20 protein-coding genes and 2 tRNA genes are annotated in these 24,421 nt (G+C 74.2%); 12 read left to right on the top strand and 10 right to left on the bottom strand.

Going from position 1 to position 24,421, the window contains the following annotated elements; all coding sequences use genetic code 11:
• Positions 1-179: 179 nt before the first annotated feature.
• Positions 180-1,232, bottom strand: coding sequence for an LPXTG cell wall anchor domain-containing protein (locus tag ABT238_RS37035; protein ID WP_350806209.1), 1,053 nt, complete (start codon positions 1,230-1,232; stop codon positions 180-182).
• 387 nt (positions 1,233-1,619) lie between these two features.
• Here ABT238_RS37035 and ABT238_RS37030 point away from each other — a divergent pair, with 387 nt between their 5' ends.
• Together ABT238_RS37030 and ABT238_RS37025 are read left to right on the top strand one after the other, a co-directional pair.
• Positions 1,620-2,855: a M64 family metallopeptidase gene (locus ABT238_RS37030; RefSeq protein ID WP_350570390.1), complete on the top strand. Its 1,236-nt coding sequence runs from the start codon at positions 1,620-1,622 to the stop codon at positions 2,853-2,855.
• Between the two features lie 92 nt (positions 2,856-2,947).
• Positions 2,948-4,297: an MFS transporter gene (locus ABT238_RS37025; RefSeq protein WP_350570391.1), complete on the top strand. Its 1,350-nt coding sequence runs from the start codon at positions 2,948-2,950 to the stop codon at positions 4,295-4,297.
• 183 nt (positions 4,298-4,480) lie between these two features.
• On the opposite strand, the gene ABT238_RS37020 is transcribed toward ABT238_RS37025, so the two are convergent.
• Positions 4,481-5,302 carry a maleylpyruvate isomerase family mycothiol-dependent enzyme gene (locus tag ABT238_RS37020; protein WP_350570393.1) on the bottom strand — a complete coding sequence of 274 codons (822 nt, stop codon included), beginning with the start codon at positions 5,300-5,302 and terminating at the stop codon, positions 4,481-4,483.
• Between the two features lie 174 nt (positions 5,303-5,476).
• Between ABT238_RS37020 and ABT238_RS37015 the strand changes: the two genes are divergently transcribed.
• The 3 genes from ABT238_RS37015 (at position 5,477) to ABT238_RS37005 (ending at position 8,358) form a co-directional block, all read left to right on the top strand.
• Positions 5,477-6,274, top strand: a complete 798-nt coding sequence (locus ABT238_RS37015) for a carbon-nitrogen family hydrolase (protein ID WP_350570395.1) — start codon at positions 5,477-5,479, stop codon at positions 6,272-6,274.
• 209 nt (positions 6,275-6,483) lie between these two features.
• On the top strand, positions 6,484-7,593 hold the full coding sequence (locus tag ABT238_RS37010; RefSeq protein ID WP_350806195.1) for a GntR family transcriptional regulator: 1,110 nt from the start codon (positions 6,484-6,486) through the stop codon (positions 7,591-7,593).
• Between the two features lie 117 nt (positions 7,594-7,710).
• Positions 7,711-8,358, top strand: a complete 648-nt coding sequence (locus ABT238_RS37005; RefSeq protein ID WP_350570399.1) for a putative DNA-mimic protein — start codon at positions 7,711-7,713, stop codon at positions 8,356-8,358.
• Between the two features lie 57 nt (positions 8,359-8,415).
• On the opposite strand, the gene ABT238_RS37000 is transcribed toward ABT238_RS37005, so the two are convergent.
• A complete protein-coding gene (locus ABT238_RS37000) occupies positions 8,416-9,201 on the bottom strand; it encodes an SLATT domain-containing protein (RefSeq protein ID WP_350806188.1) in 786 nt (261 codons plus the stop codon).
• A 471-nt stretch (positions 9,202-9,672) separates the two neighbouring features.
• On the opposite strand from ABT238_RS37000, the gene purD reads away from it, so the two are divergent.
• The 4 genes from purD (at position 9,673) to ABT238_RS36980 (ending at position 15,913) form a co-directional block, all read left to right on the top strand.
• Positions 9,673-10,920, top strand: a complete 1,248-nt coding sequence (gene purD / locus ABT238_RS36995) for a phosphoribosylamine--glycine ligase (RefSeq protein ID WP_350570401.1) — start codon at positions 9,673-9,675, stop codon at positions 10,918-10,920.
• 625 nt (positions 10,921-11,545) lie between these two features.
• Positions 11,546-13,129, top strand: coding sequence for a hypothetical protein (locus ABT238_RS36990; protein WP_350806183.1), 1,584 nt, complete (start codon positions 11,546-11,548; stop codon positions 13,127-13,129).
• Between the two features lie 238 nt (positions 13,130-13,367).
• Positions 13,368-14,999: a N,N-dimethylformamidase beta subunit family domain-containing protein gene (locus tag ABT238_RS36985; protein WP_350570404.1), complete on the top strand. Its 1,632-nt coding sequence runs from the start codon at positions 13,368-13,370 to the stop codon at positions 14,997-14,999.
• Between the two features lie 14 nt (positions 15,000-15,013).
• Positions 15,014-15,913: a phosphoribosylaminoimidazolesuccinocarboxamide synthase gene (locus ABT238_RS36980; protein WP_350806177.1), complete on the top strand. Its 900-nt coding sequence runs from the start codon at positions 15,014-15,016 to the stop codon at positions 15,911-15,913.
• A gap of 37 nt (positions 15,914-15,950) precedes the next feature.
• Here ABT238_RS36980 and ABT238_RS36975 read toward each other — a convergent pair whose 3' ends face one another.
• The 7 genes from ABT238_RS36975 to ABT238_RS36945 form a co-directional block, all read right to left on the bottom strand.
• Entirely contained in the window at positions 15,951-16,571 is a 621-nt protein-coding gene (locus tag ABT238_RS36975; RefSeq protein WP_350570406.1) for a response regulator, read from the bottom strand.
• A gap of 109 nt (positions 16,572-16,680) precedes the next feature.
• Entirely contained in the window at positions 16,681-17,907 is a 1,227-nt protein-coding gene (locus tag ABT238_RS36970; RefSeq protein WP_350570408.1) for a sensor histidine kinase, read from the bottom strand.
• A gap of 92 nt (positions 17,908-17,999) precedes the next feature.
• Positions 18,000-18,830, bottom strand: coding sequence for an ABC transporter permease (locus ABT238_RS36965; RefSeq protein WP_350570409.1), 831 nt, complete (start codon positions 18,828-18,830; stop codon positions 18,000-18,002).
• A complete protein-coding gene (locus tag ABT238_RS36960) occupies positions 18,827-19,831 on the bottom strand; it encodes an ABC transporter ATP-binding protein (protein WP_350806164.1) in 1,005 nt (334 codons plus the stop codon). The genes ABT238_RS36965 and ABT238_RS36960 overlap by 4 nt, the downstream gene beginning before the upstream one ends.
• 190 nt (positions 19,832-20,021) lie before the next feature.
• Positions 20,022-20,094 (bottom strand) — tRNA-Gly (locus ABT238_RS36955).
• A 40-nt stretch (positions 20,095-20,134) separates the two neighbouring features.
• Positions 20,135-20,207 (bottom strand) — tRNA-Gly (locus ABT238_RS36950).
• Positions 20,208-20,339: 132 nt separating this feature from the next.
• On the bottom strand, positions 20,340-20,657 hold the full coding sequence (locus ABT238_RS36945; protein ID WP_350806160.1) for a histone-like nucleoid-structuring protein Lsr2: 318 nt from the start codon (positions 20,655-20,657) through the stop codon (positions 20,340-20,342).
• Between the two features lie 469 nt (positions 20,658-21,126).
• Here ABT238_RS36945 and purS point away from each other — a divergent pair, with 469 nt between their 5' ends.
• From purS to purL, 3 genes are read left to right on the top strand one after another with little or no spacing between them, the layout of a single operon-like run.
• A complete protein-coding gene (gene purS / locus ABT238_RS36940; protein WP_030304493.1) occupies positions 21,127-21,381 on the top strand; it encodes a phosphoribosylformylglycinamidine synthase subunit PurS in 255 nt (84 codons plus the stop codon).
• Positions 21,378-22,055 (top strand): phosphoribosylformylglycinamidine synthase subunit PurQ, encoded by a 678-nt coding sequence (purQ, locus tag ABT238_RS36935; protein WP_350570413.1) that lies wholly within the window; start codon positions 21,378-21,380, stop codon positions 22,053-22,055. The genes purS and purQ overlap by 4 nt, the downstream gene beginning before the upstream one ends.
• Positions 22,055-24,310 carry a phosphoribosylformylglycinamidine synthase subunit PurL gene (gene purL / locus ABT238_RS36930; protein WP_350570415.1) on the top strand — a complete coding sequence of 752 codons (2,256 nt, stop codon included), beginning with the start codon at positions 22,055-22,057 and terminating at the stop codon, positions 24,308-24,310. The genes purQ and purL overlap by 1 nt, the downstream gene beginning before the upstream one ends.
• Positions 24,311-24,421: the final 111 nt, after the last annotated feature.

Genomic DNA, 24,421 nt, shown 5'->3' with positions numbered 1-24,421 from the left:
GTCACCGGCCGGTACCGCGGCCCCCCGGGGGTACGGCGGCCCGGCCCGCGCACCGCGGTGCGCGGGCCGGGCCCCTTCGTTCCAGTGGTCCCGGCGGAGCTCAGGACCAGGCGGTGTCGTCGTCGGCGACGGTCCTCTCCGGGTTCATCGGCATGCTGTGCCTCCGGCGTTCCGGGGTCTCAGCCCTGGGCGCGCACGCGGCGCACGGCGACGACCAGGCCGGCGCCGAGCGCGGCGAGGCCGGCGGCCAGGCCGGCGAGCAGGCCGTTGGGGGTACCGGCGCCGGTCTGCGCGAGCTCCGGGGTACCGGCGGGCGCGCTGGTGGCGGGCGCGGCGGTGGGCTTGCTCTCCGGGGTGGCGGGGGCGGTCGGGGCGGCCGCGGTCCTGTCGCCGGCCGGGTTCGCCGGCTTGGCCGGGGCGGTGGCGGTGGGCTTCGGGGCGGCGGGCTTGGCCGGGGCGGTGGCGGCGGGCTTGGCCGGGGCGGTGGCGGCGGGCTTGGTGGGCGTGGGCTTCGGGGTGGCGGACTTGTCGGGGGCGGGCTTCGAGGGCTTCGGCACCGTGACGGCGATGTTCCGGGACACCCACTCGCTGCGCTTCCCGTTCTCAGCAGTGGCGGCGAGACCGGCGTGGAGGGTGCGGAGGCCGGCGGGGGCGTCCGCGGCGAGGCCGACGCGGAAGGTGACGTGCTCGACCCGGTCGGTGGCGACCGGCACCCCCTTGGCCGGGGCGGCGAAGAGCGTCGGGTCGCAGCCGTGCCTCAGGGAGAGCTTCTGCCATCCCCCGGTGAAGCGGTACTCGACGGTCAGGTACTTGCTGGCCAGGTACCGGACACCACCCTCGGCGTCACCGGCGAAGCCGGCGGAGAGCGCGAGGGAGGGCACCACGTTGCGCATCGGCGCCCCGCTGTGGTTGCCGATCTCGGCGCCGAACTCGACCTTGGGCCCGCCGGCCTTGACGGCCAGGTCGGGGGTCATGAAGAAGCCGATCGAGACGCTCGAACGGTCGGCGGCGTCCGCCTTCGGTGCGGCCTCGGGAGCCGCCGTCGGGGCCGCCTTGGTGGTGCTCGACGCCGGGACCTTGGCGTTGTCCCCGGCGCAGGCCCAGGAGGACTCGGCGGTCAGCAGCTGGACGGAGCCCGCGAGGACGACGGTGGCGGCGACGGTGGCGATCCGGCGGCGACGGGTGGTGGCAGAGGTGCCGGAGCTCTTCGCGAACCCGGGCATAACGGACATGCGCATGATGGGACCCCCCTGGGCCTGATGCTGGTGCGAATGGTGTGGGGTGAAGGTGATCGGCCTGCTCCTGTCGAGCAGTTCGCGCCCCCCGGCTCGGCCGATCCGGCTTCCCGCTTCCTTCGTACGTACAGACAGCGATCGCCCCCGAAGGGTTGCGTCGGGTCCGGAGTTTTTTCGGGAGACTTTTCGGTGGCCCTGGCGCCGCGGATGGCCCCCATCATTCACATGATCAGACTGATCGGTATGACTGGTGAGATTCTTGTGGTTCGTCCAGACCGGTGATCTTTTCGTCATTCGGTGAGGACGACACGCCGGGCCGGGTACGTCTTCGCGTCCACCACCCGGGCGACGCCGGGTGACCGGAAACGTCGAGGACGCACCCGTATGCCGCCTGGCAACCCTGGCCGGATCGTCCGGAGTCTGGCCGCACTCGTGCTGGTGTCCACCGCCGTGCTCCCGGCCGCGCTGGAACTGGCCGGGCCCCCGCCGTTCGGGGTGATCGGGCCCGGCGCTCCCGCCGACCGCGCGGTGCCGCCGCACACCGCGGTGCGCAGCGCCGACCTGCCCGCCGCCGGCGGGGCGCCGACCGTCGACATAAGGCGGACCGGGGACCCGGCCAACCGGATCACCCTGGTCCTGCTCGGCGACGGCTACACCACCGGGGAGCAGGACCTGTTCCGCGAGCAGGCGGACCGGGCCTGGCGCTCGCTGATGGACATCGAGCCGTTCCGCAGTTACCAGGGGTTCTTCAACATAAGGCGCGTCGAGGTGGTCTCCGCGGTCTCCGGCATCGCCGAGACCGAGAACCGCGGCCGGCGCCCCGCGACCCCGCTCGGCATGCACTTCTGGTGCGAGGGCACCGCCCGGCTGCTCTGCGCCGACGAGGAGGCGACCGCCCGCCTCGCCGGCAACGGCGAGGGGCCGCAGTACCTCATCGCGCTCGCCAACTCCACCGAGTACGGCGGCGCCGGCGGCACCGGGGTGACCACCCTGGCCGGCGGCAGCCCGGACGCGGGGCGGATCATCCAGCACGAGATAGGGCACACCGTCGGGGACCTCGGCGACGAGTACGACAGCGCGCCGGACGACGCCGACTACCCCAACCTCGCCACCGACAACGCCGAGGAGATGCGCCGCAAGCAGACCAAGTGGTGGCGCTGGCTGGGCGCGGAGTCCCCGGACGGCGCCGGGACGATCGGGGCCTACCGCAGCGCCAACGGCATCTACCGGCCCACCCCGGACTCGGTGATGCGCACCCTCGGCGGGGCGTACAACCTGCCCTCGCGGGAGGCGATCATCGAGGAGATCTACCGGCGCGTCAGGCCCACCGACAACCCCTCGCCGCCGCCCGGCGACGTCACCGGACGGCCCCGGCTGGAGGTCCGGCCGCTCCCGCTGGCCGGCGCCCGGCAGCTGCGGGTGGACTGGACGGTGGACGGCGTCCCGGTCGAGCCGCACGCGGCGGACCGCAGCTGGCTGGACACCACGGGGCTGCCGCTGGCGCCCGGGCGCAGCGCGACCGTCACGGCGACCGTCCGGGACACCACGGACTGGGTCCGCGACGAGGCCTTCCGGGACCACTACATGACGCGCTCGGTCTCCTGGACGCTGGTCGGCTGAGCCGGTGCCCCGGGGCGGACCGGATGGTTCGTATCCGTCCCGGGCACCCCGCCCTGGGCATCCAATGATGGGATGACTAATCTGGGGCCACTATGACCGTGGAGCCCGCCAGTTCAGCCCGCCCCCTGTCCGTCCCCGCTCCCCGTGCCGACGCCGGCCCCACGGCCGGTCCCACCGCCGTCCACCACCCACCGGGTGGACGGGCCGCCTGGCTCGCCTGGTCCATCGGCGTCAGCGTCTACGTCCTGGCCGTCATCCACCGCACCAGCCTCGGCGTCGCCGGCCTGGACGCCGCCGACCGCTTCGGCATCGGTGCCTCCGCGCTCTCCACCTTCTCGATCCTCCAGGTCCTCGTCTACGCGGCCATGCAGATACCCGTCGGCCTGCTGGTCGACCGGTTCGGCCCGCGCCGGGTGCTGCTGTTCGGCGTCGTCCTGCTCAGCGCCGGCCAGCTCGCCTTCGCCTTCTCCGGTTCCTTCGGCCCGGCGCTCGCCTCCCGGGCCGTGCTCGGCTGCGGTGACGCGATGACCTTCATCAGCGTGCTGCGGATCGCCGCCCGCTGGTTCCCCGCCGCCAAGAACCCGCTGGTCGCCCAGCTGACCGGCCTGGCCGGGATGAGCGGCAACCTGGTCACCACCGTCGTCCTCGCCCAGGCCCTGCACAGCGAGGGCTGGACGCCCACCTTCACCGCCATCGCCCTGCTCGGGGTCGCCGTCTTCGCGCTCGTCGCGCTCTTCCTCCAGGAGGCGCCGGACGGGCCCGCCGGGGCTCTGCCGACCGCCGCGCAGCCCCGGCCCGGCATCGGGCGGCAGGTCCGGGAGACCTGGCGGGAGCCGGGCACCCGGCTGGGGCTCTGGATCCACTTCACCACCCAGTTCCCGGGCAACGCCTTCGGCCTGCTCTGGGGCCTGCCCTACCTCGTCGAGGCCCAGGGCATGACCCGCGCCGCGGCGGGCGGGCTGCTCACCCTGCTGGTGCTCTCCAACATGAGCTTCGGCTTCCTCTTCGGCCGCGTCCTGTCCCGCACCGCCCGGGCCCGGATGCCCATCGTGCTCACCGTCATCGGCGCCACCGCGCTGCTCTGGGCGGTGGCGCTCGCCTGGCCCGGCGGCCACCCGCCGCTCTGGCTGCTGGTCGCGGTCGTCCTGGTGATGGGCAGCAACGGCCCCGCCTCGCTCGTCGGCCTCGACTACGCCCGCGCCCGCAACCCCGTCGAACGCCTCGGCACCGCCTCCGGCATCGTCAACATGGGCGGCTTCATCGGCACGATGATCACGCTCTTCGGCATCGGCGTCCTCCTGGACACCCTCACCCCGGGCGCCGCCGACACCTACACGGCGAGCGCCTTCCGCTGGGCGTTCTGCTGGCAGTACGTGCCGCTGGCCGTGGGCACCCTGATGATCCTGCGGCTGCGGAAGAAGCTCGCGGCGGTATCGGCGTAGGGCTTCCGACCTGCGGAAGCGTCGTCACCCTTGCCGCGGGCGAGGGTGACCGACCGCGGGTCGACGGTTCGGTGCCGGCGCGAGTCGAGGACCTTGACGGCGCCGGCACGTGACGTACGGGAGCGCGAGGCGCGCCCGCCCGGCGTGCACGGTGTGTGTACGCCGGGCGGGTGAGGGGCGGGGCTACGGGGTGACGGAGAAGTTGGCCAGGACGCGGTCGGCCAGCTCCTTGTCGCCCTCGACGGTCACCGGGCCCGGGCGGCCGCGGCCGCAGGCGAGGCGGACGTAGGTCTCCCAGTCGAGGGTGAGCTGGACGTCGGGGGCGAGGCTGATGGACTCGTCGACGGTGCCGCGCCCGGCGGAGTCGACGCGCACGGTGCGCAGGAACTCGACGGGGCCGGTGACGTCGACGACCAGCGCGGTGCCGGCCGGGGCGCCGGCCTGCCGGGCGACGGCCTTCGGCAGCCCCTGCAGCAGGACGTCGCGGGTGACCAGCGCCGCGGGGGAGTCGAGGTTGCCGGGGACGCCGAGGGCACGGCGCAGGTCCTGCTCGTGCACCCAGACGTCGAAGGCGCGCAGCCGCAGCAGCTCGTGGTACGGGATGTCGCCGCTCTGCGGGCCGGCCGGCCGGCGGACCGGCTCGTTGGGCATCTGCTTGGCGTTCCGCAGCGCGCGCGAGCGGCGGATGATCGTGTACTCCAGCTCGCTGGTCATCTCCAGCGCGGTGTGGCAGCGGCGCTTGTCGACGGGCAGTTCGAGGTAGCGGGCCGCCTCGGTGGTGACGTGGTGCAGGTCGCGCGGGAGGGAGTGGATCGGACGGGGGTCGCCGAGCAGCTCGGACTCGACCGCGATCACGTGCGAGACGATGTCGCGGACCGACCAGCCGGGGCACTCGGTGGCCCGGTTCCAGGAGCCCTCGGGCAGGGGAGCCACCAGCTCGGATATCGCCTCGATGGACTGCGTCCACGCCTCGGTGTAAGCCTGCACGGTCTGGTTGTCCGTCACGGGAATCTCCGGCCCTCCGTCAGCTGCCTTGCCACGCGTGCCCGCGGGGTCCTGGATCGGCCGGGAAGTCCGGCTTCCGGGCACACACGCTAACCGCACGTTACGCTGCCGGGTGAGAGCAGGGCAGTGCTTTCGGGTGACGATCGTAGGACTCTTGCCGTGGACGGTGGTACTGTGCGCGCTTCATTGATCCAACTCGCGGTCTCCGACGCCGAGCCCCCGGCCGAGCGGCGGGCCCGCGCGGCCGCGCTGGTGCGGGCCCAGCGGGGATCCGACCTGGTCGTGCTGCCGGAACTGTGGCCGCTCGGCGGTTTCGCCTACGACCTCTGGTCGGACGGCGCGGAGGCACTGGACGGGCCGACCTCGGACGCGATGGCGGCCGCCGCCAGGGCGGCGGGGGTCTGGCTGCACGCCGGCTCGGTGGTCGAGCGGGACCCGGACGGGCCGATCTACAACACCTCCTTGCTGTTCGCGCCGGACGGCGAGCTGGTGCACACCTACCGCAAGATCCACCGCTTCGGCTTCGACAGCGGCGAGGCGGTGGTGATGGGCGCCGGTCAGGAGATCGTCACGGCGGCCACCGACGTCGGCACGCTGGGCCTGGCGACCTGCTACGACCTGCGGTTCCCGGAGCTGTTCCGGGCGCTGCTGGACGCCGGCGCGCAGGTGCTGGTGGTGCCGGCGGCCTGGCCGGAGCGGCGGCGGGAGCACTGGACGCTGCTGGCCAGGGCGCGCGCGGTGGAGGAGCAGGCGTACGTGCTGGCCTGCAACACGGCGGGGACGCACGGCGGGGTCGAGCAGGCGGGCCACAGCATCGCGGTGGATCCGTGGGGCCGGGTGCTGGCCGAGGCGGGGGCGGGGGAGCAGGTGCTGACCGTGGAGTTCGATCCGGCGGAGGTGGCGAAGGCGCGCGCCGAGTTCCCGGTGCACCGGGACCGGCTGCTCGGCATCCCGGCGCCGGTACAGCGCTGACGGCGCCGGTGCAGCGCTGACGGGCCCGCCGTGCCGGCCCGGGACCGCCCCGCCGCGCCGGTCGCGCCCGTGGGGGCGCGCCGGGGCGTACGGGGGGCTTGTGCACGTCGGTGTCCCTTTTGAGAAGATGAGCCCTCGTCGTGTTACCCGTCCGTAGTCACCGGTCTGTTCCCCTCAGGCCGTCCAGCCCGCCCGAGGAGGTCGCGCGCATGTTCGGCACCGACGCGGGCGACTCCCGTCCGGTGATCCAGCGCAACAGCCTGCGCGAGCAGATCGCCGGTGCGCTGCGCGAGGAGATGATGGCCGGCCGGCTGGCCGCCGGGCGGAACTTCACCGTCAAGGAGATCGCCGAGCTGTACGGGGTCTCGGCGACCCCGGCCCGCGAGGCGCTGGTCGACCTCTCCGCGCAGGGGCTGCTCCGGGCCGAGCACCACCGCGGCTTCACCGTTCCCGAGTTCGGCTGGGACGACTTCCGGGAGATCTTCGAGTCCCGGGTGCTGATCACCGACAGCTACTTCCGCCGGCTGTCCGCCGACCCCGGCCGGGCGGACGAGAGCCGGCTGACCTCGCTGCGCCGCCGGGCGGACGCGGCGGTGCGGGCGGCCCGGGCCGGGAACCTGGACGTGATGGTGGGCTGCGACCGCCGGTTCTGGCAGGAGGTCGGCGGCCTGCTGGGCAACCGCCGGATCGCCGAGTACCTGGACTGGCTGCGGGTGCAGTCCTGGATGTTCGCCGCGCGGTACCTGCGGACCATGCCGCAGCTGGGCGGGGTCTGCTGGGACGGCCATCTGGACCTGGTGGACGCGATCGCGGCGGGTGACGCGGTGCGCGCGCACGGGATCGTCTGCGAGTACAACCTCTTCACCGTCGGGCTGCTGGCCGAACTGGCCGGAGAGTCGGTGGAGTCGGTCGGGGTGCTGCCGCTGCTGACCGGCCGGGCGTCCGCCGCCCCGGGCGGTCAGGACGCCCCGGCCGCGCCGTCCTCCGGCACCCGGCCGTCCGACGCCCCGTCGCCCGACACCCCGGGGGACGCGGAGCCGGGGAGGACCGGGGCGGGCACCGGGCCCGGCGCCGCCGGGGCGTCCCGCCCGGGGGAGCCCGCCCGACCCGCGGAACCGGGCCGCCCGGCGGCCGGCGGCGCCCGGGGCGGGGAGCGCGAGCTCGGCCGGGAGCTGGGCCGCGAACTGGGTCTGGGGCTCGGACTGGTGCCGCAGCCGCGCGCGGTGCCGTACAAGCGGTTCGGCCGCCGGCCGTCCGAGCCGCCGCCGGACCAACTGCCCGGGGGACGGCCCGATCCGTACCGCTCGCCGGGCCGGTAGGGTGGGCGGTCGTCCGTCCCGGCCGCCGCTCGTACCGGCCGTCCGGGGACCGACCCGCCCATCCGCCGTCCGCCGCCGCGCGGCCGGTTTCCCGCGTCCGGAGAGGAAGAGCCGGCCATGGCCTGCGACCTCTGGCTCGTCCCGCTGGTGGACGTGCTGAGCCACAGCCCCGACAACCCCTTCCGGGACGACCTCGCGCTCTACAACCAGGTGCTGGCCTCCCGCGGCCTGCCCGAGATGCCGGTCTACGGCTTCGTGCCGGGGCTCAGCGGGGCGGTCGAGCCGATAGCCGCGTTCGACTACGACTCGCTGCACTTCCTGCGCCGGGCCTACCTGCTGGGCCTGACCGGCCTGGACATCACGCCGGTGGACGCGCTCGGCGGCGACTACGAGCAGCTGCTGGAGATGTTCGAGAGCAGCGCCGAGCAGTCGCACCTGGTCTGGCACTTCGACCACGCCGGCGCGTACGTGCCGGTCGAGTTCGCCGCCCCGCTGGTGGAGGAGTCGCTGCTCGCCTCGGGCGGTCCGCTCGGCTCCAGCCACGGGCTGCTGCGCGAGCTGCAGGCGGTCGCCCCGGCGCTGGACATCGACCCGCTCGACCCGCCGGCGCCGACCAGGCCGCTCGGCCCGACCGGCCTGGAGCAGCCGTTCGGCCCGCCGCTGGACGACCTGCACCCGTTCGCCCGGGAGCGGCACGCCTGGGCGGGTCTGTACGCGGCGGCGACCCGGAGCCTGCACCAGGGCTCGATGATCGTCTTCGCCTGACCCCGGGACAGCCCTCCCGGGACCCGCACGGGCCCCGGGGCGGCCGTCACGCCCGGACTACCGCAGCGGCCCCTCCGGCGGCCGCTGGCGCGGCATGGTGGGCCTGGTCCCCGGCGGCGGCAGCACCCGCACCTGGGCGCCGATGCCCGGCTCGGTGCGGCCGCCCCAGCTGCCGGCGGCCTGGGTGGGCAGCCGGGTCATCCCGGCCCGGAACTCCAGCATCCACTCCGAGGTCTCGGTGCGGACCATGTCCGAGACGTCCTCGCAGAACCGCCGCAGCACCCCGAGGCACCGCTCGGCGGCCTCGCCCGCGGTGCCCTCGGTGGGGCCGAGCACCTCCCGGACGCACTCCGAGGCCCAGTCGAACTGGAACGCCTCCAGGCGGCGCTGCAGCGCCTGCCCGGTGGAGACGTCGCGCATCCAGCCGGAGGTCAGGCCGAACACCCGGTCCGCGCCGTAGCAGGCGGCGGCCAGCGCCAGGCCGACGTAGCCCCAGCTGGTGGCGTGCTCGACGGTGCCGGTGAGGTCGACCAGCGGGGCGGTGACCCCGCCGACCGCGAAGCCGGCCGAGCCGAACCGCAGCAGCCGGGCCCAGCGGCGCTTCCAGACCCGGTCCCGGCGGTACCACTCGATGGCCTCGACCGCCCGCTCCTCGGACCAGCGGTACAGCTCCTCCAGGCGTTCGGCGGGCTCGCCCCAGTCCCCCAGGGGGAACTGGCGGGTGCTCAGATCGGACCGGCGGCGGGTCGAGGCGCGGCGCGCCACGGTCGTGGCGGGCGGGTCCTCCTCGCCGATCTCCTTGCCCCAGGCACTCTCCTCGGGCTGCATTTCCGGCTGGCTCACCTGTGGGGCTCCCTGTGGCGGGCGGACTGCTGGTCTGGCTGGTTCCGACTCTGCGCGGACCGACGTTTCACCGGCCTGACGGCCCGTGGAACGAGGGGCAACGCGGTGGCCACACCGCCGGTCCGGAGCGTGTCGCTGGTGCCCCGGGGTGGCGTCACCGGCGGTCGCCGGTAGTGGTCCAACAGCACTTCTTACCGCCAAATGGCTTACCGTGTGGGCGCTTCGCCAATGATCGTTACCGGATTCGGCCACCGGATCCCGAGGTGAGAGGGTTGCGGCGGTCGGCGGAATTTCACCCGTCCGAGCGAGGCTTCGGTGACCCGCTGTCCTGACCCGGGCACCGCGCGATGATCACCGGCCTCCGGAGCTGGAGGATCCTCCGAGGCCCTCCGGGTGCCGGACGGGCGTGACCGTCTCTTCCTACGGGACCGGAGAGCGGCCGGAACCGGCCACCGGCTACCCTTGCGCAGCGTGAAGGTCCTCGTCATCGGCGGCGGCGCCCGCGAACACGCCCTGTGCCGCTCTCTGTCCCAAGATCCTGCCGTGACCGAGCTGCACTGTGCCCCGGGCAACGCCGGGATCGCGCAGGTGGCGACGGTCCACCCGGTCGACCAGCTGGACGGCGCGCAGGTCACCGCGCTCGCCCGCGGGCTCGGCGCCGAACTGGTCGTGGTCGGACCGGAGGCCCCGCTGGTCGCGGGCGTCGCCGACGCCCTGCGCGCGGCCGGCGTCGCGGTGTTCGGCCCGTCCGCCGAAGCCGCCCGGCTGGAGGGCTCCAAGGCGTTCGCCAAGGACGTGATGGCCGCCGCCGGCGTGCCCACCGCCCGCTCCTACGTCTGCACCACCCCCGCCGAGGCCGCCGAGGCGCTGGACGCCTTCGGCGCCCCGTACGTGGTCAAGGACGACGGCCTGGCCGCCGGCAAGGGCGTCGTGGTCACCTCCGACCGCGACGAGGCGCTGGCCCACGCCGCCGCCTGCGGGCAGGTGGTGATCGAGGAGTACCTGGACGGCCCCGAGGTCTCGCTGTTCGCGATCACCGACGGCAGCACCGTGCTGCCGCTCCAGCCGGCCCAGGACTTCAAGCGCGCCCTGGACGGCGACCAGGGCCCCAACACCGGCGGCATGGGTGCCTACTCGCCGCTGCCCTGGGCTCCCGAGGGCCTGGTCGAGGAGGTCCTGGCGAGCGTCCTGCAGCCGACCGTGGACGAGCTGCGCCGCCGCGGCACCCCGTTCTCCGGCCTGCTCTACGCGGGCCTGGCGCTGACCTCGCGCGGCACCCGGGTGATCGAGTTCAACGCCCGCTTCGGCGACCCGGAGACCCAGGTCGTGCTGGCCCGGCTGCGCACCCCGCTGGCCGGCGTCCTGCACGCCTCGGCGACCGGCACGCTGGACCAGCTGGAGCCGCTGCGCTGGGACGAGGGCGCCGCGGTCACCGTGGTGATCGCCGCCGAGGGCTACCCGGCCTCGCCGCGCACCGGCGACCCGATCGAGGGCCTGGCCGAGGCGGAGGCCGCCGACGGCACCGCGTACGTGCTGCACGCCGGGACGAAGGCGGCCGAGGACGGCCGGGTGCTGAGCGCCGGCGGCCGGGTGCTGTCGGTCACCGCGACCGGGGCCGGGCTGGCCGAGGCGCGCGAGCGGGCCTACCGGGCGGTCGAGCGGATCTCGCTGCCGGGCGGCCAGCACCGCGGCGACATCGCGCTGAAGGCCGCGCAGTAGCGGCCGCGCACCCCCTGTTCCACCCCCGGGCCCCCGGCGAGCGATCCGCGCGCCGGGGGCCCGGGCGTTGCCGGCCCCCGTGCGGCCCCCCGTGCCCCCCCGCGCACCGCCGCGGGCCCCGCGGACAACCCCCATGGACGCAGGGTCCCCCGGGCGTTTCGGGCCCGGAGGGGGCCGGAGCGGCTCCCGGGGCCGGCGCACCGTTCGGCGGCCGGAATCCAGCCCATCGAGTGACAGCGGGCGCATCCGGCTGACGTAACCGGGCGCCCGGCCTTATGGTGCGCTGGACCGAGGCGCCACAGGCCGGGCCGTTTCCGCCCGCCGCCGGGTAGCGGTGGTCGCGCGGGGGGATGCTGGACGGCGTCCGGCCGGACCGGACCTGCCCGGGCCGTCCGAGGCCGCCCCGGGCGGCCGTCCGGAATCCGGGCGACGTCACCGGGACGAGTGGAACCGGGGCGATCCGGAACACCCACCCGGACACGGGCGTCGAAAATGTCAGAAGCGCCACCAGCATGGACGACCGGGGCTCGGCCGCCGCCGTTTCCCGGTCGGAACTGATCGTTTCGAATCGGCTCAGGGGCCCTTCGCCGGGCGCCCGAGGGCTCCGAAGGGGGTGCCGCACCGTATGGCCGCTGTCGACACCGCGCGCGCTCACGCCCAAGCGGTCCTGCGGATCCGAGGACTCGCCCTGGCCGCCGCCGCGCTGCCCGCCGCCGCCGCGGTGGTCCTGCTCGCCGGCCGGTTCACCGGCCGGATCGGTGCCCCCGGATCCCCCGACGCCGCCGGCTGGGACGCCGCCCGCTGGACGGTCTGCGCGGTGGCCGCGCTGACCCTGCTGGTGGCCGCCCTGGCCGCCCGCAGGCACCGCCGGGCCGTCCCGCCGCAGACCCCCGCCGTCCCGCTCGGCCGCGCCCAGGCCCCCGAGCTGTACCGGCTGATCGACGAGCTGGCCGACCGGCTGGAGGTGCCCGCGCCCTCCGCCGTCGCGCTCACCCCGGACTGCGACAGCTGGCTGGAGGACGTCCCCGCGCCCCGGCCCCGCCGTCGCCGGGCCCGCGCCGCCGGCGAGGCGCCGACCGCACCGGTCCTGGTGATCGGCTCGCCCTTCCTCTGGTGGATGCGGGCCGGCGAGCTGCGCGCCCTGCTCGCCCCGGTGGTGGCCGGCACCGCAGCCGCCGCCGACCCCGAGATCGCCGCCGCCCGGAGCTTCCTGCGCGCCCTCGACGCCAGCCTGGACACCGCTTCCGCCCCCGGCCCGGCCGGCGCCCCCGGGCCCGGCGGTGCCGGCCCGCACCGGCGCGGCCCGGCCGCGCTCGCCGACCGGGTCACCGACCGGATCACCCGGCGGCTGCTCGGCGCCTGCCGCGCGCACGCCGCCGAGCTGGAGCGCTCCGTCGCCGGCTGGGCCTCCGAACAGGCCCGCGGCGTCGACTACGGCCTGCGGATCGCCGCCCAGGAGCAGGTCGGCCTCGCCTACGCGGGCTGGGACCGGCTGCTCACCCGGGTCGCGCTGCCCGCCTGGCGGCTCGGCCGGCACCCCGCCCACCTCAACGCGGGCGTGGCCGCCGCGCTCACCGAACTGTCCCGGCGCGACCGGCTGGCCGACGGCTACGGCAGCCGGCTCGGCGACCGTCCGGCCTGCGACCTGCTGGAGGAGCCCGGCGCGGTGGACGCCGCGGTCTCCCGGCTGGCCGCCGAGCTGTTCTTCGGCGCGCCCGCCTCCGGCGGCTGGCGCGAGCTGGAGTGGGCCGACTACCCGGCCGAGGTGGTGGACGCCGGCTGGCGGGCCCGCGCCGCCGCCCTGCAGTCCGCCCTGGACCTGCTCGCCCCGCAGGCCCGCCCCGGCGCCCCGACGCTGACCCGGCTGCTGGGCCGGCTCGCCGACGGCGACGGCGAACGGCTGGCCGCCGCGCTCGCCGCCCGGTCGGCCCGCACCGACGCCCCCGCCCCCCTGCTCGAACCGGTCCGCACCGGACGGGACGTGCTGGTCGACCACGTCACCGCGATGGTCTGCTGCGCCGCCGTGGACACCGCGGGCGCCGTCCCCGGGCTGGACTGGCTGGACGGCCCGGTGCTGCTGCTCGGCGAGGTGCGCCGCACCGACCTCGCCGAACCGGTCGCCCAGGCCGTCGAGCAGGGCCAGGACGGGCCGCTGCGGGCCTGGCTGGACGCCGCCGACGTCCGGCTGGAGAAACCGGTCCGGCTCTGACCGGCCCCGCGCCGACGCCCGCGAGAGGGGCGCGAACCCCGTCCGCGAGCGCCCCCGGCCGAACCGGCCGCCCCGGGTCGTCGCAGGCCGGAGGCCCTCCACCCGCCGGAGCGGAAGATTCCCGCCACTAGTTGCTACCGCGGGGTGACGCAGCGCCAGCGCGGTGTGGTGTATTAGTCCGCACGCACATCCGGGAGGCACGTGCCAACCGGCGGAGGTGCACCTGGGAGGGGCGCGCGTGGGGACCGAACTCAACCGCCGCTGGGAGTCCGGGACGCACGCGCACAGCGTCTCCGACCCCTTCGGCCAGGGTCCGCTGCCCTGGCTGCGCAGCCCGGACCAGTACCTCGCCGGCGCCGAGGGGGACGTCCCCTGGTACGTCTCGGTGGACGCCCCCGGACAGCGCCCGCTGGCCGCCGGGGTGCGCGGCAAGCCCCCGGTCGGCACCCCGCTGAGCGCCAACGACGAGGAACAGCAGATCAAGGGCTTCGCCTCGGCCGGCGTGGTCCGCCCCGGCGGCTCGGTGGACCTGCGGGTCACCGTCAACCCGCCCCGCGAGTTCACCGTCGACGTCTACCGGATCGGCCACTACGCGGGCGACGGCGCCCACCACATGACCTCCAGCCCGCTGATCGCCGGCATGGTCCAGCCCGCCCCGATGGTGGCCGGCCGGACCGTCTCCTGCCACCACTGGTGGCACACCTGGCGGCTGCAGATCCCGCAGCACTGGCGGCCCGGCGCGTACGTCGCGGTGCTCACCACCGCCGACATGCTGCACCGCAGCCACATCCCCTTCACCGTCCGGGACTTCGAGGACCAGACCCGCGCCGCCGAGCTGCTGCTGGTGGTCCCCGACGTCACCTGGCAGGCGTACAACCTCTTCCCCGAGGACGGCCGCAGCGGCGCCAGCCTCTACCACGCCTGGGACGGCGGCCTGCTGGTCGGCGAGACCGAGGCGGCCGTCACCGTCTCCTTCGACCGCCCGCACGCCACCGCCGGCCTGCCGCTGCACGTCGGCCACGCCTACGACTTCATCCGCTGGGCCGAGCGCTACGGCTACGACCTCTCCTACGCCACCGCCACCGACCTGCACGCCGGACTGGTCGACGCCTCCCGGCACAAGGCGCTGGTCTTCCCCGGCCACGACGAGTACTGGTCCGAACCGATGCGCCGCGCCGTCGAGGACGCCCGGGACGGCGGCACCTCGCTGGTCTTCCTCTCCGCCAACACCATGTACTGGCGGGTCGAGCTGAGCCCCGGCCCCTCCGGCGAGCCCAACCGGATGCTCAACTGCCGCAAGCGCCAGAAGGTCCGCCCCGACAGCCCGGCCGCCGGGGCGCCCGGCGCCGCCAGCGCGCTGTGGCGCGACGCCGGCGAGCCGGAGCAGCACCTGCTCGGCGTGCAGTACTCCGGCCGGGTCGCCACACCCGTCCCGCTCGTCGCCCGGCACACCGCGCACTGGTTCTGGGACGGCACCGGCCTGCACGAGGGCGACGGCCTGCCCGGGCTGGTGGCGGGCGAGGCGGACCGCTACTACCCCAAGGTCGCCCTGCCCGGGCACACCGAACGCGTGCTGCTCGCCCACTCCCCGTACCAGGACCCGGCCGGGCGCACCCGCTACCAGGAGACCTCGCTCTACCGGGCGCCCAGCGGCGCGTACGTGTTCGCCGCCGGCACCTTCGCCTGGTCGCCCGCCCTGGACCGCCCGGGGCTCACCGACGAACGGATCCAGCGGGCCACCGCCAACCTGCTGGACCGCCTCTGCAAGAACGACCGAACGGCCCTCGGGCCGGTCCGCGCGGGTGGCCATGACAGACTCGACCCCAGTGACCTCCCCTTTCGCGCCGCACCGCCCGCGAACGACCCCTGAGGACTGAGACGACCTTGAGCGGATTTGTCACCAAGCCCGAGCCGGTCCAGGTGCCCGGCCTGGTCCACCTGCACACCGGCAAGGTGCGCGACCTGTACCGCGCCGAGTCGGGTGACCTCGTGATGGTCGCCAGCGACCGCACCTCCGCCTACGACTGGGTGCTGCCCAACGAGATCCCGGACAAGGGCCGCATCCTCACCCAGCTCTCGCTGTGGTGGTTCGAGCGGATCGCGGACCTCGTGCCCAACCACGTGATCTCCACCGAGGTCCCGGCCGGCGCCCCGGCCGACTGGAAGGGCCGCACCCTGGTCTGCCGCAGCCTGGACATGATCCCGGTCGAGTGCGTGGCCCGCGGCTACCTGGCGGGCTCCGGCCTGGAGGAGTACCGCGCCTCCCGCACCGTCTGCGGCATCGCCCTGCCCGAGGGCCTGGACGACGGCTCCGAGCTGCCCGCCCCGGTCTACACCCCGGCGCTCAAGGCCGAGGTCGGCGAGCACGACGAGAACGTCCCCTACGAGGAGACCGCCCGCCGGATCGGCGCCGAGCTGGCCGCCCAGCTGCGCCAGACCACCCTGGCCGTCTACTCCCGCGCCCGGGACATCGCCCGTGAGCGGGGCATCATCCTGGCCGACACCAAGTTCGAGTTCGGTCTGCTGGACGGCGAGCTGGTGATCGGCGACGAGGTGCTGACCCCGGACTCCTCGCGGTTCTGGCCGGCCGACCAGCGGGAGCCGGGCCGCCCGCAGCCCTCCTTCGACAAGCAGATCGTCCGCGACTGGCTGACCTCCCCGGCCTCCGGCTGGGACCGGAAGAGCGAGCAGCCGCCGCCCGCGCTGCCCGCCGAGGTGGTGGAGAAGGTCCGCGCCAAGTACGTCGAGGCCTACGAGCGGCTGACCGGCCTCGGCTGGGTCTGAGGCCCGGACGCGCCCGCGGGCCCGGCGGTCGGATCCGTCAGATCCAGCCGTGCTCGCGGGCGATCCGCACCGCCGCGTGCCGGTTCTCCGCGCCCAGCTTGGCGGCGGCCGCGGACAGGTAGTTGCGGACGGTGCCCTGGGAGAGCGAGGCCCGCTCGGCGATCTCGGCGATCGAGGTGCCGTCCGCGGCGAGCTCCAGCACGTCCGTCTCGCGCGGGGTCAGCGGGCTCTCCCCGGCGGCGATCGCGTCCGCCGCCAGCTCCGGGTCCACGTAGCGGCCGCCGGCCCGGACGGTCCGGATGATCCCGGCGAGGTCGGCCGCCGAGACCGTCTTCGGCAGGAAGCCCCGGACGCCGACCTCCAGGGCCCGCTTGAGGTACCCCGGGCGGCCGTGGCCGGTGACGATCATGCAGCGGCAGTCCGGCAGCAGCGCGCGCAGGCTGGTCGCCACCTCGATGCCGTCCAGCCCGGGCATCTGCAGGTCGAGCACCGCGATGTCCGGCCGGTGCGCCTGGGCCATCGCCAGCGCCTCCGGGCCGGAGGCGGCCTGGGCGACCACCGTGATGTCCTCCTCCAGCGAGAGCAGCGCGGCCAGCGCGCCGCGGATCAGGTGCTCGTCGTCGGCGAGCAGGACGCGGACGGGCGCGGTGTCGGTCATCGGCGGGGCCTTCCGTGCGGGTCTTCTCGGGCTTCGCAACCTCGGAGCTACAGGGCCTCAGGGTCTCAGGCCGCCCGGCCCCGGGGTCCCGCGGCCCCGGCCCGGTGCCTCAGAGCGGGACGCTGGCGAGCAGCCGGAAGCTGCCGGGCGCGGCGTCCGGGAGGGTCAGCTCGCCGTCGTGGGCGGCGAGCCGCTCGCGCAGTCCGCGCAGTCCGGTGCCGCTCCCCTGGGAGGGCAGCGGCACGGCCGGCACCCCGTCGTTCTCCAGCTCCAGCACCGCCCGGCCGTCCTCCCGGCGGAGCCGGATCGCGCAGCGGCCCGCCTCGCTGTGCCGCAGGACGTTGGTGGTGGCCTCGCGGATCACCCAGCCGAGCACCGACTGGACCGGGGCCGGCAGCCGGTCGGCGTCCTCACCGAGGTCGATGTCGCAGGCCACGTCGGCGGAGCGGAGCACCGCGCGGGCGCCGATCGCCTCGGCGTGCAGGTCCGCCGTGCGGTAGCCGCGGACCACGTCGCGGACCTCGCGCTGGGACTCCTGGGCGATCTGCTGGACCTCGGCCATCTGGTCGGCGGCCTCCGGGCGGCCGCGCCGGGCCAGCTGGACGGCCAGCTCGCTCTTGAGGGCGATGGTGGTGAGGTTGCGGCCCATCACGTCGTGCAGGTCGCGGGAGAACCGCAGCCGCTCCTCGGCGACGGCCAGCCGGGACTGCGCCTCCCGGGCGGAGTCCAGCTCCCAGACCACCGACTGGAGCCAGGCGAAGCTGCGGCAGCTGCACCCGATGAAGAGCATCACCAGCGCGCTTCCGGTCACGAGCCCGAGGCACGTCCCCGGGGTGGCGCCGGTCAGCAGCATCGCGGGGAAGACGGCCAGCAGGCCGGCGGCCCCGGCGAGGGCCGCCCGGCGCGGGGGCAGCCCGACCGAGGCCGGACCGAAGGCGGAGAACAGGACGGTGGTGGTGACCGGGAGGGTGAAGACCACGGACTCCGCCTCGGAGGCCGCGCCGACCCGGGGGCCGAGCAGCAGCACCGCCCAGCAGCCGGCCACCGCCAGGCCGCCGGTGAGGGCGAGCCAGCGCAGGTGGTCGGTGGGCCGCTTCAGGTAGTGGTCCAGAGAGGTGCGGTAGGCCCGCAGGGTGACCAGGGTCTGGGCGAACCCGAGCACCAGGGCGACCCGGGCGGCCGGGTGGGTGCGGTAGTTCGGGTCGGACAGGTTGATCAGCAGTCCGATCGGCAGCGGGGCGAGCGCCATCAGGTAGAGCGACCAGCGGAGGTAGAGCTCGGAACGCTGGGGCTTGGAGTAGCCCTTCCACGCGCGCACCGGATTCGTGACGCCCATCTGCCCAGCTCCCCGTTCGACCATGATCGTGCTGCTGCCTTCCTATCAGAGGTGGAACGGAGAGCGGACCTTCGGTTCGAGGAGCGCGGTGGTCAGCGGCGCGGCTCCCAGCGGAAGTACCGGACGGCGCCCCAGACCGCGAGGGCGAGCCAGATGCCACCGGTGACCAGGTGCGGGGCGGCGGTGGCCCAGGTGCCGGCGAAGCCGGTCGGGGCGGCGGAGCCGTCGGTGCCGAACCAGCCGACCCGGACCAGCTGGAACGCCGGGGTGGTGGGCAGCAGCCGGCAGACGTCGGCGAGCTGGGAGGGCATGACCTCCAGCGGGACGAACAGGCCGGAGCCGAACTGGGTGAGCAGCAGGACCGGCATGGTGGTGATGCCGGCGCTCTCCACGGTGCGGGTGAAGGCGCTGGAGACGGCGGCCAGCGCCATCAGGGTCGCGATGACCAGGACCAGGCCGACGGCCAGCAGGACCGGGTTGGCCGGGGCGGTCAGGTCCAGCGCCGAGGCGCCGACGACGCCGATCACGGTGCACATCACCAGGGCCAGGCCGACCGAGGGGACGGCGGTGCCGGCCAGGATTTCGAGGTCCCGGGCCTCGCCGGTGCGCAGGCGCTTGAGCACCAGCTCGCCGCGGCGGGCGACGTAGGCGGCGGTGAGGTTGTAGTAGACGACGAAGGCCAGCACCATCCCGACCGCGCCGTTGACCAGCAGCGAGTCGACGTCCAGGCCGGGGTTGCTCTTGGCCTGCTGGGCGAGCACGTTCTGCAGTCCGAAGACCAGGAGCAGCGGCAGCAGGACGGCGGTGAACAGGGCGGTCCGGTTGCGGACCAGCAGGATGGCCTCGGCCCGGCCGAGGGCGAGCAGCCGGCGGACGGTGGTGCTCTTCGGCCCGGTGGCGGCGGTGACGGTGGCGGTGGTCATCGGGCGAGTCCGATCAGCTTGCGGCGGGCGGAGGGGGCGGCGGGGGTGTCGGCCGGGGGCCGGTCGGCGGCCTCGGAGGCGATGGCCAGGAAGGCCTCCTCCAGCGAGGCGCTGCGGGCGTCGAGGGCTCCGAGCGCGATGCCGTTGTGGTCGGCCCAGCCGAGCAGGTCGGTCAGGGTGGCCTGGAGGTGCGGGGTCTGCACGGTGACCTTGCGGCCGTCGGCGGTCACGGTGGCGCCGGTCAGCGGGGGGATCGAGGTGCCGGTGAAGCCGGGGAGCTCGAAGGTGATCCGGGACGGCCGCCCGGCGATCACCTCGGCCACCGTGCCGGCGGCGACGATCCGGCCGCCGTGCATGATCGCCAGCCGGTCGGCGAGCTCCTCGGCCTCCTCCAGGTAGTGCGTGGTGAGCAGCACCGTGGTGCCCTGGGCGCGCAGCTCGCGCACCAGCCGCCAGACGGCGGCCCGGGCCTCCGGGTCGAGGCCGGTGCTCGGTTCGTCCAGGAACAGCACCTCGGGCCGGCCGAGCAGGGCCATCGCCAGGTCGAGGCGGCGGCGCTCGCCGCCGGAGAGCTGCTTGACCCGGACGTCGCGGCGGTGGCCGAGGCCGACCAGCTCCAGCGCCTCGTCCAGCGGGCGGGCGTGGCTGGTGGCGCCGGCCCAGGCGCGGCCGGTCTCGGTGACGGTGAGGTCGCCGGGGAAGCCGCCCTCCTGGAGCATGATGCCGATCCGGGGCCGGACGGCGGCGCGCTCGCGGTGCGGATCGTGGCCGAGCACCCGGACCGTGCCCCCGCTCGGGGTGGCCAGGCCCTCGATCAGTTCCATGGTGGAGGTCTTGCCGGCCCCGTTGGTGCCCAGCAGCGCGAAGAGCTCGCCGCGGCCGACGGTCAGGTCGACGCCGCGGACGGCGTGGTAGCGGCTGCTGCCGGCACCGTAGTGGCGGTGCAGGTCGGTGACCTCGATCACGTGGTCGCCGGGCTGGTGGGGCTGGCTCGTTTCCATGCCTCAAGCCTCCCGTCGCCGGGCGGCCGGAGGCAGTGTGCGCCCTCATGAGAACCCGGTGCGGATCCACGGGTGGGCGATGACAAATGTCATGGGTGCGGAGCGGCCGGCGGAACCGGGTGCCGGAACCGGGTGCCGGAACCGGAGAACGCCGAAGGGCCCTCTCGATCGAGAGGGCCCTTCGTACCGGAGCGGACGACGAGATTCGAACTCGCGACCCTCACCTTGGCAAGGTGATGCTCTACCAACTGAGCCACGTCCGCAGGATGGAACTATGTAATTGTGCTGTGCTCGCGCACTGCGAGCGGACGACGAGATTCGAACTCGCGACCCTCACCTTGGCAAGGTGATGCTCTACCAACTGAGCCACGTCCGCACGGTGCCTGGTGGGGCACCGGCCGCCTCTTCGGATCTCTCCGTTGCGGCGACGAGGAATACTCTACAGCATCCGAAGGGGTGGTCGTCCCGCCCTGCGGTTGCGGGCGGGACGACCGGATGTCCGCGGTGGTCAGTTCGCCTCGGCGAACGCCTCGTACACGTGCTTCGGGATCCGGCCGCGGGCCGGAAGCTCCATCCCGCGGGACTGGGCCCAGGCCCGGACCGCGCCCGGATCCGGGGTGAGGGCGGTGCGGCGGAAGGACTTCCCGGTACGGCTCTGGCGGCGGCCGGCGGCGACGAACGGGGCGAGGGCCTCCCGCAGCTTTTCCGCGTTGTCCACGGACAAATCGATCTCGTACGACTTCCCGTCCACGCCGAAGTGGACGGTTTCCGCGGCGGCGCCGCCGTCCAGGTCGTCGGAGAGCGTGACAACTACACGCTGAGCCATGGGCGTCAATCCTCTCGGGCAATTCGGCCGACAAGGGCGCGGGTGCGCTCCCGGGCCTGATGTGCACCACTCGCTCAAGTGCATACGGGCAGGCCGGATGGCCGTGCCGGATACGCAGCACTCGCCGCGGCAGGTGGCCCTATTCTGCACCCGAAGCGGGGAGAAATCGAAGAGTCCGGCTTTCTTTTCCGGATATTCACGTGTCTTCGCCGGGGTGCCGGATACCCGAAGCACTCGACTGGTCGATCTGTCCGGAGTGCCGGTATTCGGGTGCTCTTCGGCGGTTCCCGCGGCGCCCCGGGGAATCCGGCGAAAAGGGGCGTGCGGCGGGGGGTCGCGGGGCGGTCCGGGCCTTGCGGCGTAAGGGTCGTGGGTCTACGCGCGTCACTACGCCCGGCCAGCAATCCCGCCCGAAACCCCCGGTAGTCTGGAGTTCCCCCGCCTCACGAAGACACCACCGGGAGTGCCAGTGGCACGCGTCGTAGTCGACGTCATGCTCAAGCCGGAGATCCTCGACCCCCAGGGACAGGCGGTGCAGCGCGCACTGCCCCGTCTCGGATTCACCGGGATCGCCGACGTCCGCCAGGGCAAGCGTTTCGAGCTGGAGCTGGAGGGCCCGGTCGACGACGCCGCGCTCGCCCGTATCCGCGAAGCCGCCGAGACCTTTCTCGCCAACACCGTGATCGAGGACTTCACGGTCCGCGTCGAGGAGGAGGGCAAGTGACCACCCGCGTCGGCGTCGTCACTTTCCCCGGCTCCCTCGACGACCGCGACGCCCGTCGCGCGGTCCGCCTCGCCGGCGCCGAGCCGGTCGCGCTCTGGCACCGTGACAAGGATCTCCACCAGGTCGACGCGGTCGTCCTGCCGGGCGGATTCAGTTACGGCGACTATCTGCGCTGCGGTGCGATCTCCCGCTTCTCGCCGGTGATGGACACCGTCATCGAGCAGGCCAGGGCGGGAATGCCGGTTCTCGGTATCTGCAACGGCTTCCAGGTGCTGTGCGAATCGCACCTGCTGCCCGGTGCGCTCACCCGCAACGACTCGCTGCACTTCATCTGCCGCGACCAGAAGCTGCGGATCGAGAACAACGGCACCGCCTGGACCCGCGATTACGCGGCCGGCCAGGAAATCGTCGTCCCGCTGAAGAACGGTGAGGGCCGCTTCGTCGCCGACGAGCGCGTCCTGGACGAGCTGGAGGCCGAGGGCCGGGTCGTCGCCCGTTACCTCGACGTCAACCCCAACGGTTCGTACCGTGACATCGCCGGCATCACCAACGCCGCCGGCAATGTCGTGGGCCTGATGCCGCACCCCGAGCACGCCGTGGAGCCGCTCACCGGTCCCACCACCGAGGGCCTGGGCTTCTTCACTTCCGTCCTGAAGCAGCTGGTGAACGCCTGATGAGCCTCGACACCGTCAAGAACGCCGAGCAGACCCCGGACGCCGCCCAGCCGTGGGCCGAACTCGGCCTCAAGCAGGACGAGTACGCGCGCATCCGGGAGATCCTCGGCCGCCGCCCGACCGGCGCGGAACTCGCGATGTACTCGGTCATGTGGTCCGAGCACTGTTCGTACAAGAGCTCCAAGGTCCACCTGAAGCAGTTCGGCGAGAAGAAGCCCGAGACGGACGCGATGCTCGTCGGCATCGGCGAGAACGCCGGTGTGGTCGACGTCGGCCAGGGCTACGCGGTCACCTTCAAGGTCGAGTCGCACAACCACCCGTCGTACATCGAGCCCTACCAGGGCGCGGCCACCGGCATCGGCGGCATCGTCCGCGACATCCTGGCGATGGGCGCCCGCCCGGTCGCCGTGATGGACCCGCTGCGCTTCGGTGCGGCCGACCACCCGGACACCCGGCGCGTGCTGCCCGGGATCGTCGCGGGCATCGGCGGCTACGGCAACTGCCTGGGCCTGCCGAACATCGGCGGAGAGGTCGTCTTCGACTCCTGCTACCAGGGCAACCCGCTGGTCAACGCGCTGTGCGTGGGTGTCATGAAGCACGAGGACATCCACCTCGCGCAGGCCTCCGGCGCCGGCAACAAGGTCATCCTGTACGGCGCCCGCACCGGTGGCGACGGCATCGGCGGCGTCTCCGTGCTCGCCTCCGAGACCTTCGACGACACCAAGCCGGCCAAGCGTCCGGCCGTCCAGGTCGGCGACCCGTTCCAGGAGAAGCTCCTCATCGAGTGCACCCTGGAGATCTTCGGCGAGAAGCTCGTCAAGGGCATCCAGGACCTCGGCGGCGCCGGTCTGTCCTGCGCCACCTCCGAGCTGGCCTCGGCCGGCTCCGGCGGCATGCGGATCGACCTCGACACCGTGCACCTGCGCGACCACACGCTCTCGCCCGAGGAGATCCTCATGAGCGAGTCGCAGGAGCGCATGTGCGCCATCGTCGAGCCCGACAAGGTCGCCCGCTTCCTGGAGATCTGCGAGAAGTGGGACGTCATCGCCAACGTCATCGGTGAGGTGACCGACGGCGAGCGGCTGGAGATCTACTGGCACGGCGAGCTCGTGGTGGACGTTCCGCCGCGCACCGTCGCCCACGAGGGCCCGACCTACCAGCGCCCGTTCGCCCGCCCGAGCTGGCAGGACGCGCTGCAGGCCGACGTTCCGACCGCCGAGCGGCTGGCCCGCCCGGCCACCGGCGAGGGCCTGAAGGCCGACCTGCTGAAGGTCGCCTCGCACCCGAACCAGGCCTCCAAGTCCTGGATCACCGACCAGTACGACCGCTACGTGCTCGGCAACACCGTGCTCTCGCACGGCGAGGACTCGGGCATGATCCGGATCGACGACGAGACCAACCTCGGCGTCTCGGTCGCCACCGACGGCAACGGCCGCTACACCAAGCTGGACCCGTACACCGGCGCCCAGCTGGCCCTCGCCGAGGCGTACCGCAACGTCGCGGCCGGCGGTGCCAAGCCGCTCGCCGTCTCGGACTGCCTGAACTTCGGCTCCCCCGAGGACCCGGACGTGATGTGGCAGTTCGCCGAGGCCACCCGTGGTCTGGCCGACGCCTGCCTGACCCTCGGCACCCCGGTGACCGGCGGCAACGTCTCGCTGTACAACCAGACCGGCGAGGTCGCCATCCACCCGACCCCGGTGGTCGCGGTGCTCGGCGTCATCGACGACGTCACCCGCCGCACCCCGGTGGCCTTCGCCGAGGAGGGGCAGCTGCTCTACCTGCTCGGCGACACCAGGGACGAGCTGGGCGGCTCGGCCTGGTCGCAGGCGGTCCACGACCACCTGGGCGGTCTGCCGCCCCGGGTCGACCTGGAGCGCGAGCGGCTGCTCGGCGAGATCCTGATCTCCGGTTCGCGCGACGGCATGATCGACGCCGCGCACGACCTGTCCGACGGCGGCCTGGGCCAGGCCCTGGTGGAGAGCTGCCTCAAGGGCGGCCGCGGTGCCCGGATCGTCGTGCCCGAGGGTCTGGACCCGTTCGTGTTCCTGTTCTCCGAGTCGGCCGGCCGCGCCGTGGTGGCGGTGCCGCGCAGCGAGGAGCTCCGGTTCAACGACATGTGCACCGCCCGGGGCCTGCCGGCCACCCGGATCGGTGTGGTCGACGGCGACACCCTGGACGTCCAGGGCCAGTTCGGCGTCTCGCTGGCGGAGCTGAAGGACGCCCACACCGGCGTCATCGAGGCCCTGCTCGGCTGAGGTCCGCCGTTCCTCACCCGGGGGCGGGGGGGGGGGCGCGGCCCCCCCCCCCCCCCGGGCTATTTGGGGGTGCTAGGGCCAGAACAGCCAACAAAGCAACACCCCGGCATG

This window comes from Kitasatospora sp. NPDC001527 (assembly GCF_040298605.1).
Lineage (GTDB): Bacteria > Actinomycetota > Actinomycetes > Streptomycetales > Streptomycetaceae > Kitasatospora.
Note: the sequence above shows the minus strand (reverse complement) of the source record. Positions and strands in the feature narration are given on the sequence as shown.

What these genes read in the sequence shown, in the direction of transcription:
- ABT238_RS37035 (WP_350806209.1), bottom strand. Translation starts at nt 1,232, where the DNA reads ATGTCCGTTATGCCCGGGTTCGCGAAGAGCTCCGGCACCTCTGCCACC.
- ABT238_RS37030 (WP_350570390.1), top strand. Translation starts at nt 1,620, where the DNA reads ATGCCGCCTGGCAACCCTGGCCGGATCGTCCGGAGTCTGGCCGCACTC.
- ABT238_RS37025 (WP_350570391.1), top strand. Translation starts at nt 2,948, where the DNA reads ATGACCGTGGAGCCCGCCAGTTCAGCCCGCCCCCTGTCCGTCCCCGCT.
- ABT238_RS37010 (WP_350806195.1), top strand. Translation starts at nt 6,484, where the DNA reads ATGTTCGGCACCGACGCGGGCGACTCCCGTCCGGTGATCCAGCGCAAC.
- ABT238_RS37005 (WP_350570399.1), top strand. Translation starts at nt 7,711, where the DNA reads ATGGCCTGCGACCTCTGGCTCGTCCCGCTGGTGGACGTGCTGAGCCAC.
- ABT238_RS36990 (WP_350806183.1), top strand. Translation starts at nt 11,546, where the DNA reads ATGGCCGCTGTCGACACCGCGCGCGCTCACGCCCAAGCGGTCCTGCGG.
- ABT238_RS36975 (WP_350570406.1), bottom strand. Translation starts at nt 16,571, where the DNA reads ATGACCGACACCGCGCCCGTCCGCGTCCTGCTCGCCGACGACGAGCAC.
- ABT238_RS36970 (WP_350570408.1), bottom strand. Translation starts at nt 17,907, where the DNA reads ATGGGCGTCACGAATCCGGTGCGCGCGTGGAAGGGCTACTCCAAGCCC.
- ABT238_RS36965 (WP_350570409.1), bottom strand. Translation starts at nt 18,830, where the DNA reads ATGACCACCGCCACCGTCACCGCCGCCACCGGGCCGAAGAGCACCACC.
- ABT238_RS36960 (WP_350806164.1), bottom strand. Translation starts at nt 19,831, where the DNA reads ATGGAAACGAGCCAGCCCCACCAGCCCGGCGACCACGTGATCGAGGTC.
- ABT238_RS36945 (WP_350806160.1), bottom strand. Translation starts at nt 20,657, where the DNA reads ATGGCTCAGCGTGTAGTTGTCACGCTCTCCGACGACCTGGACGGCGGC.
- purL (WP_350570415.1), top strand. Translation starts at nt 22,055, where the DNA reads ATGAGCCTCGACACCGTCAAGAACGCCGAGCAGACCCCGGACGCCGCC.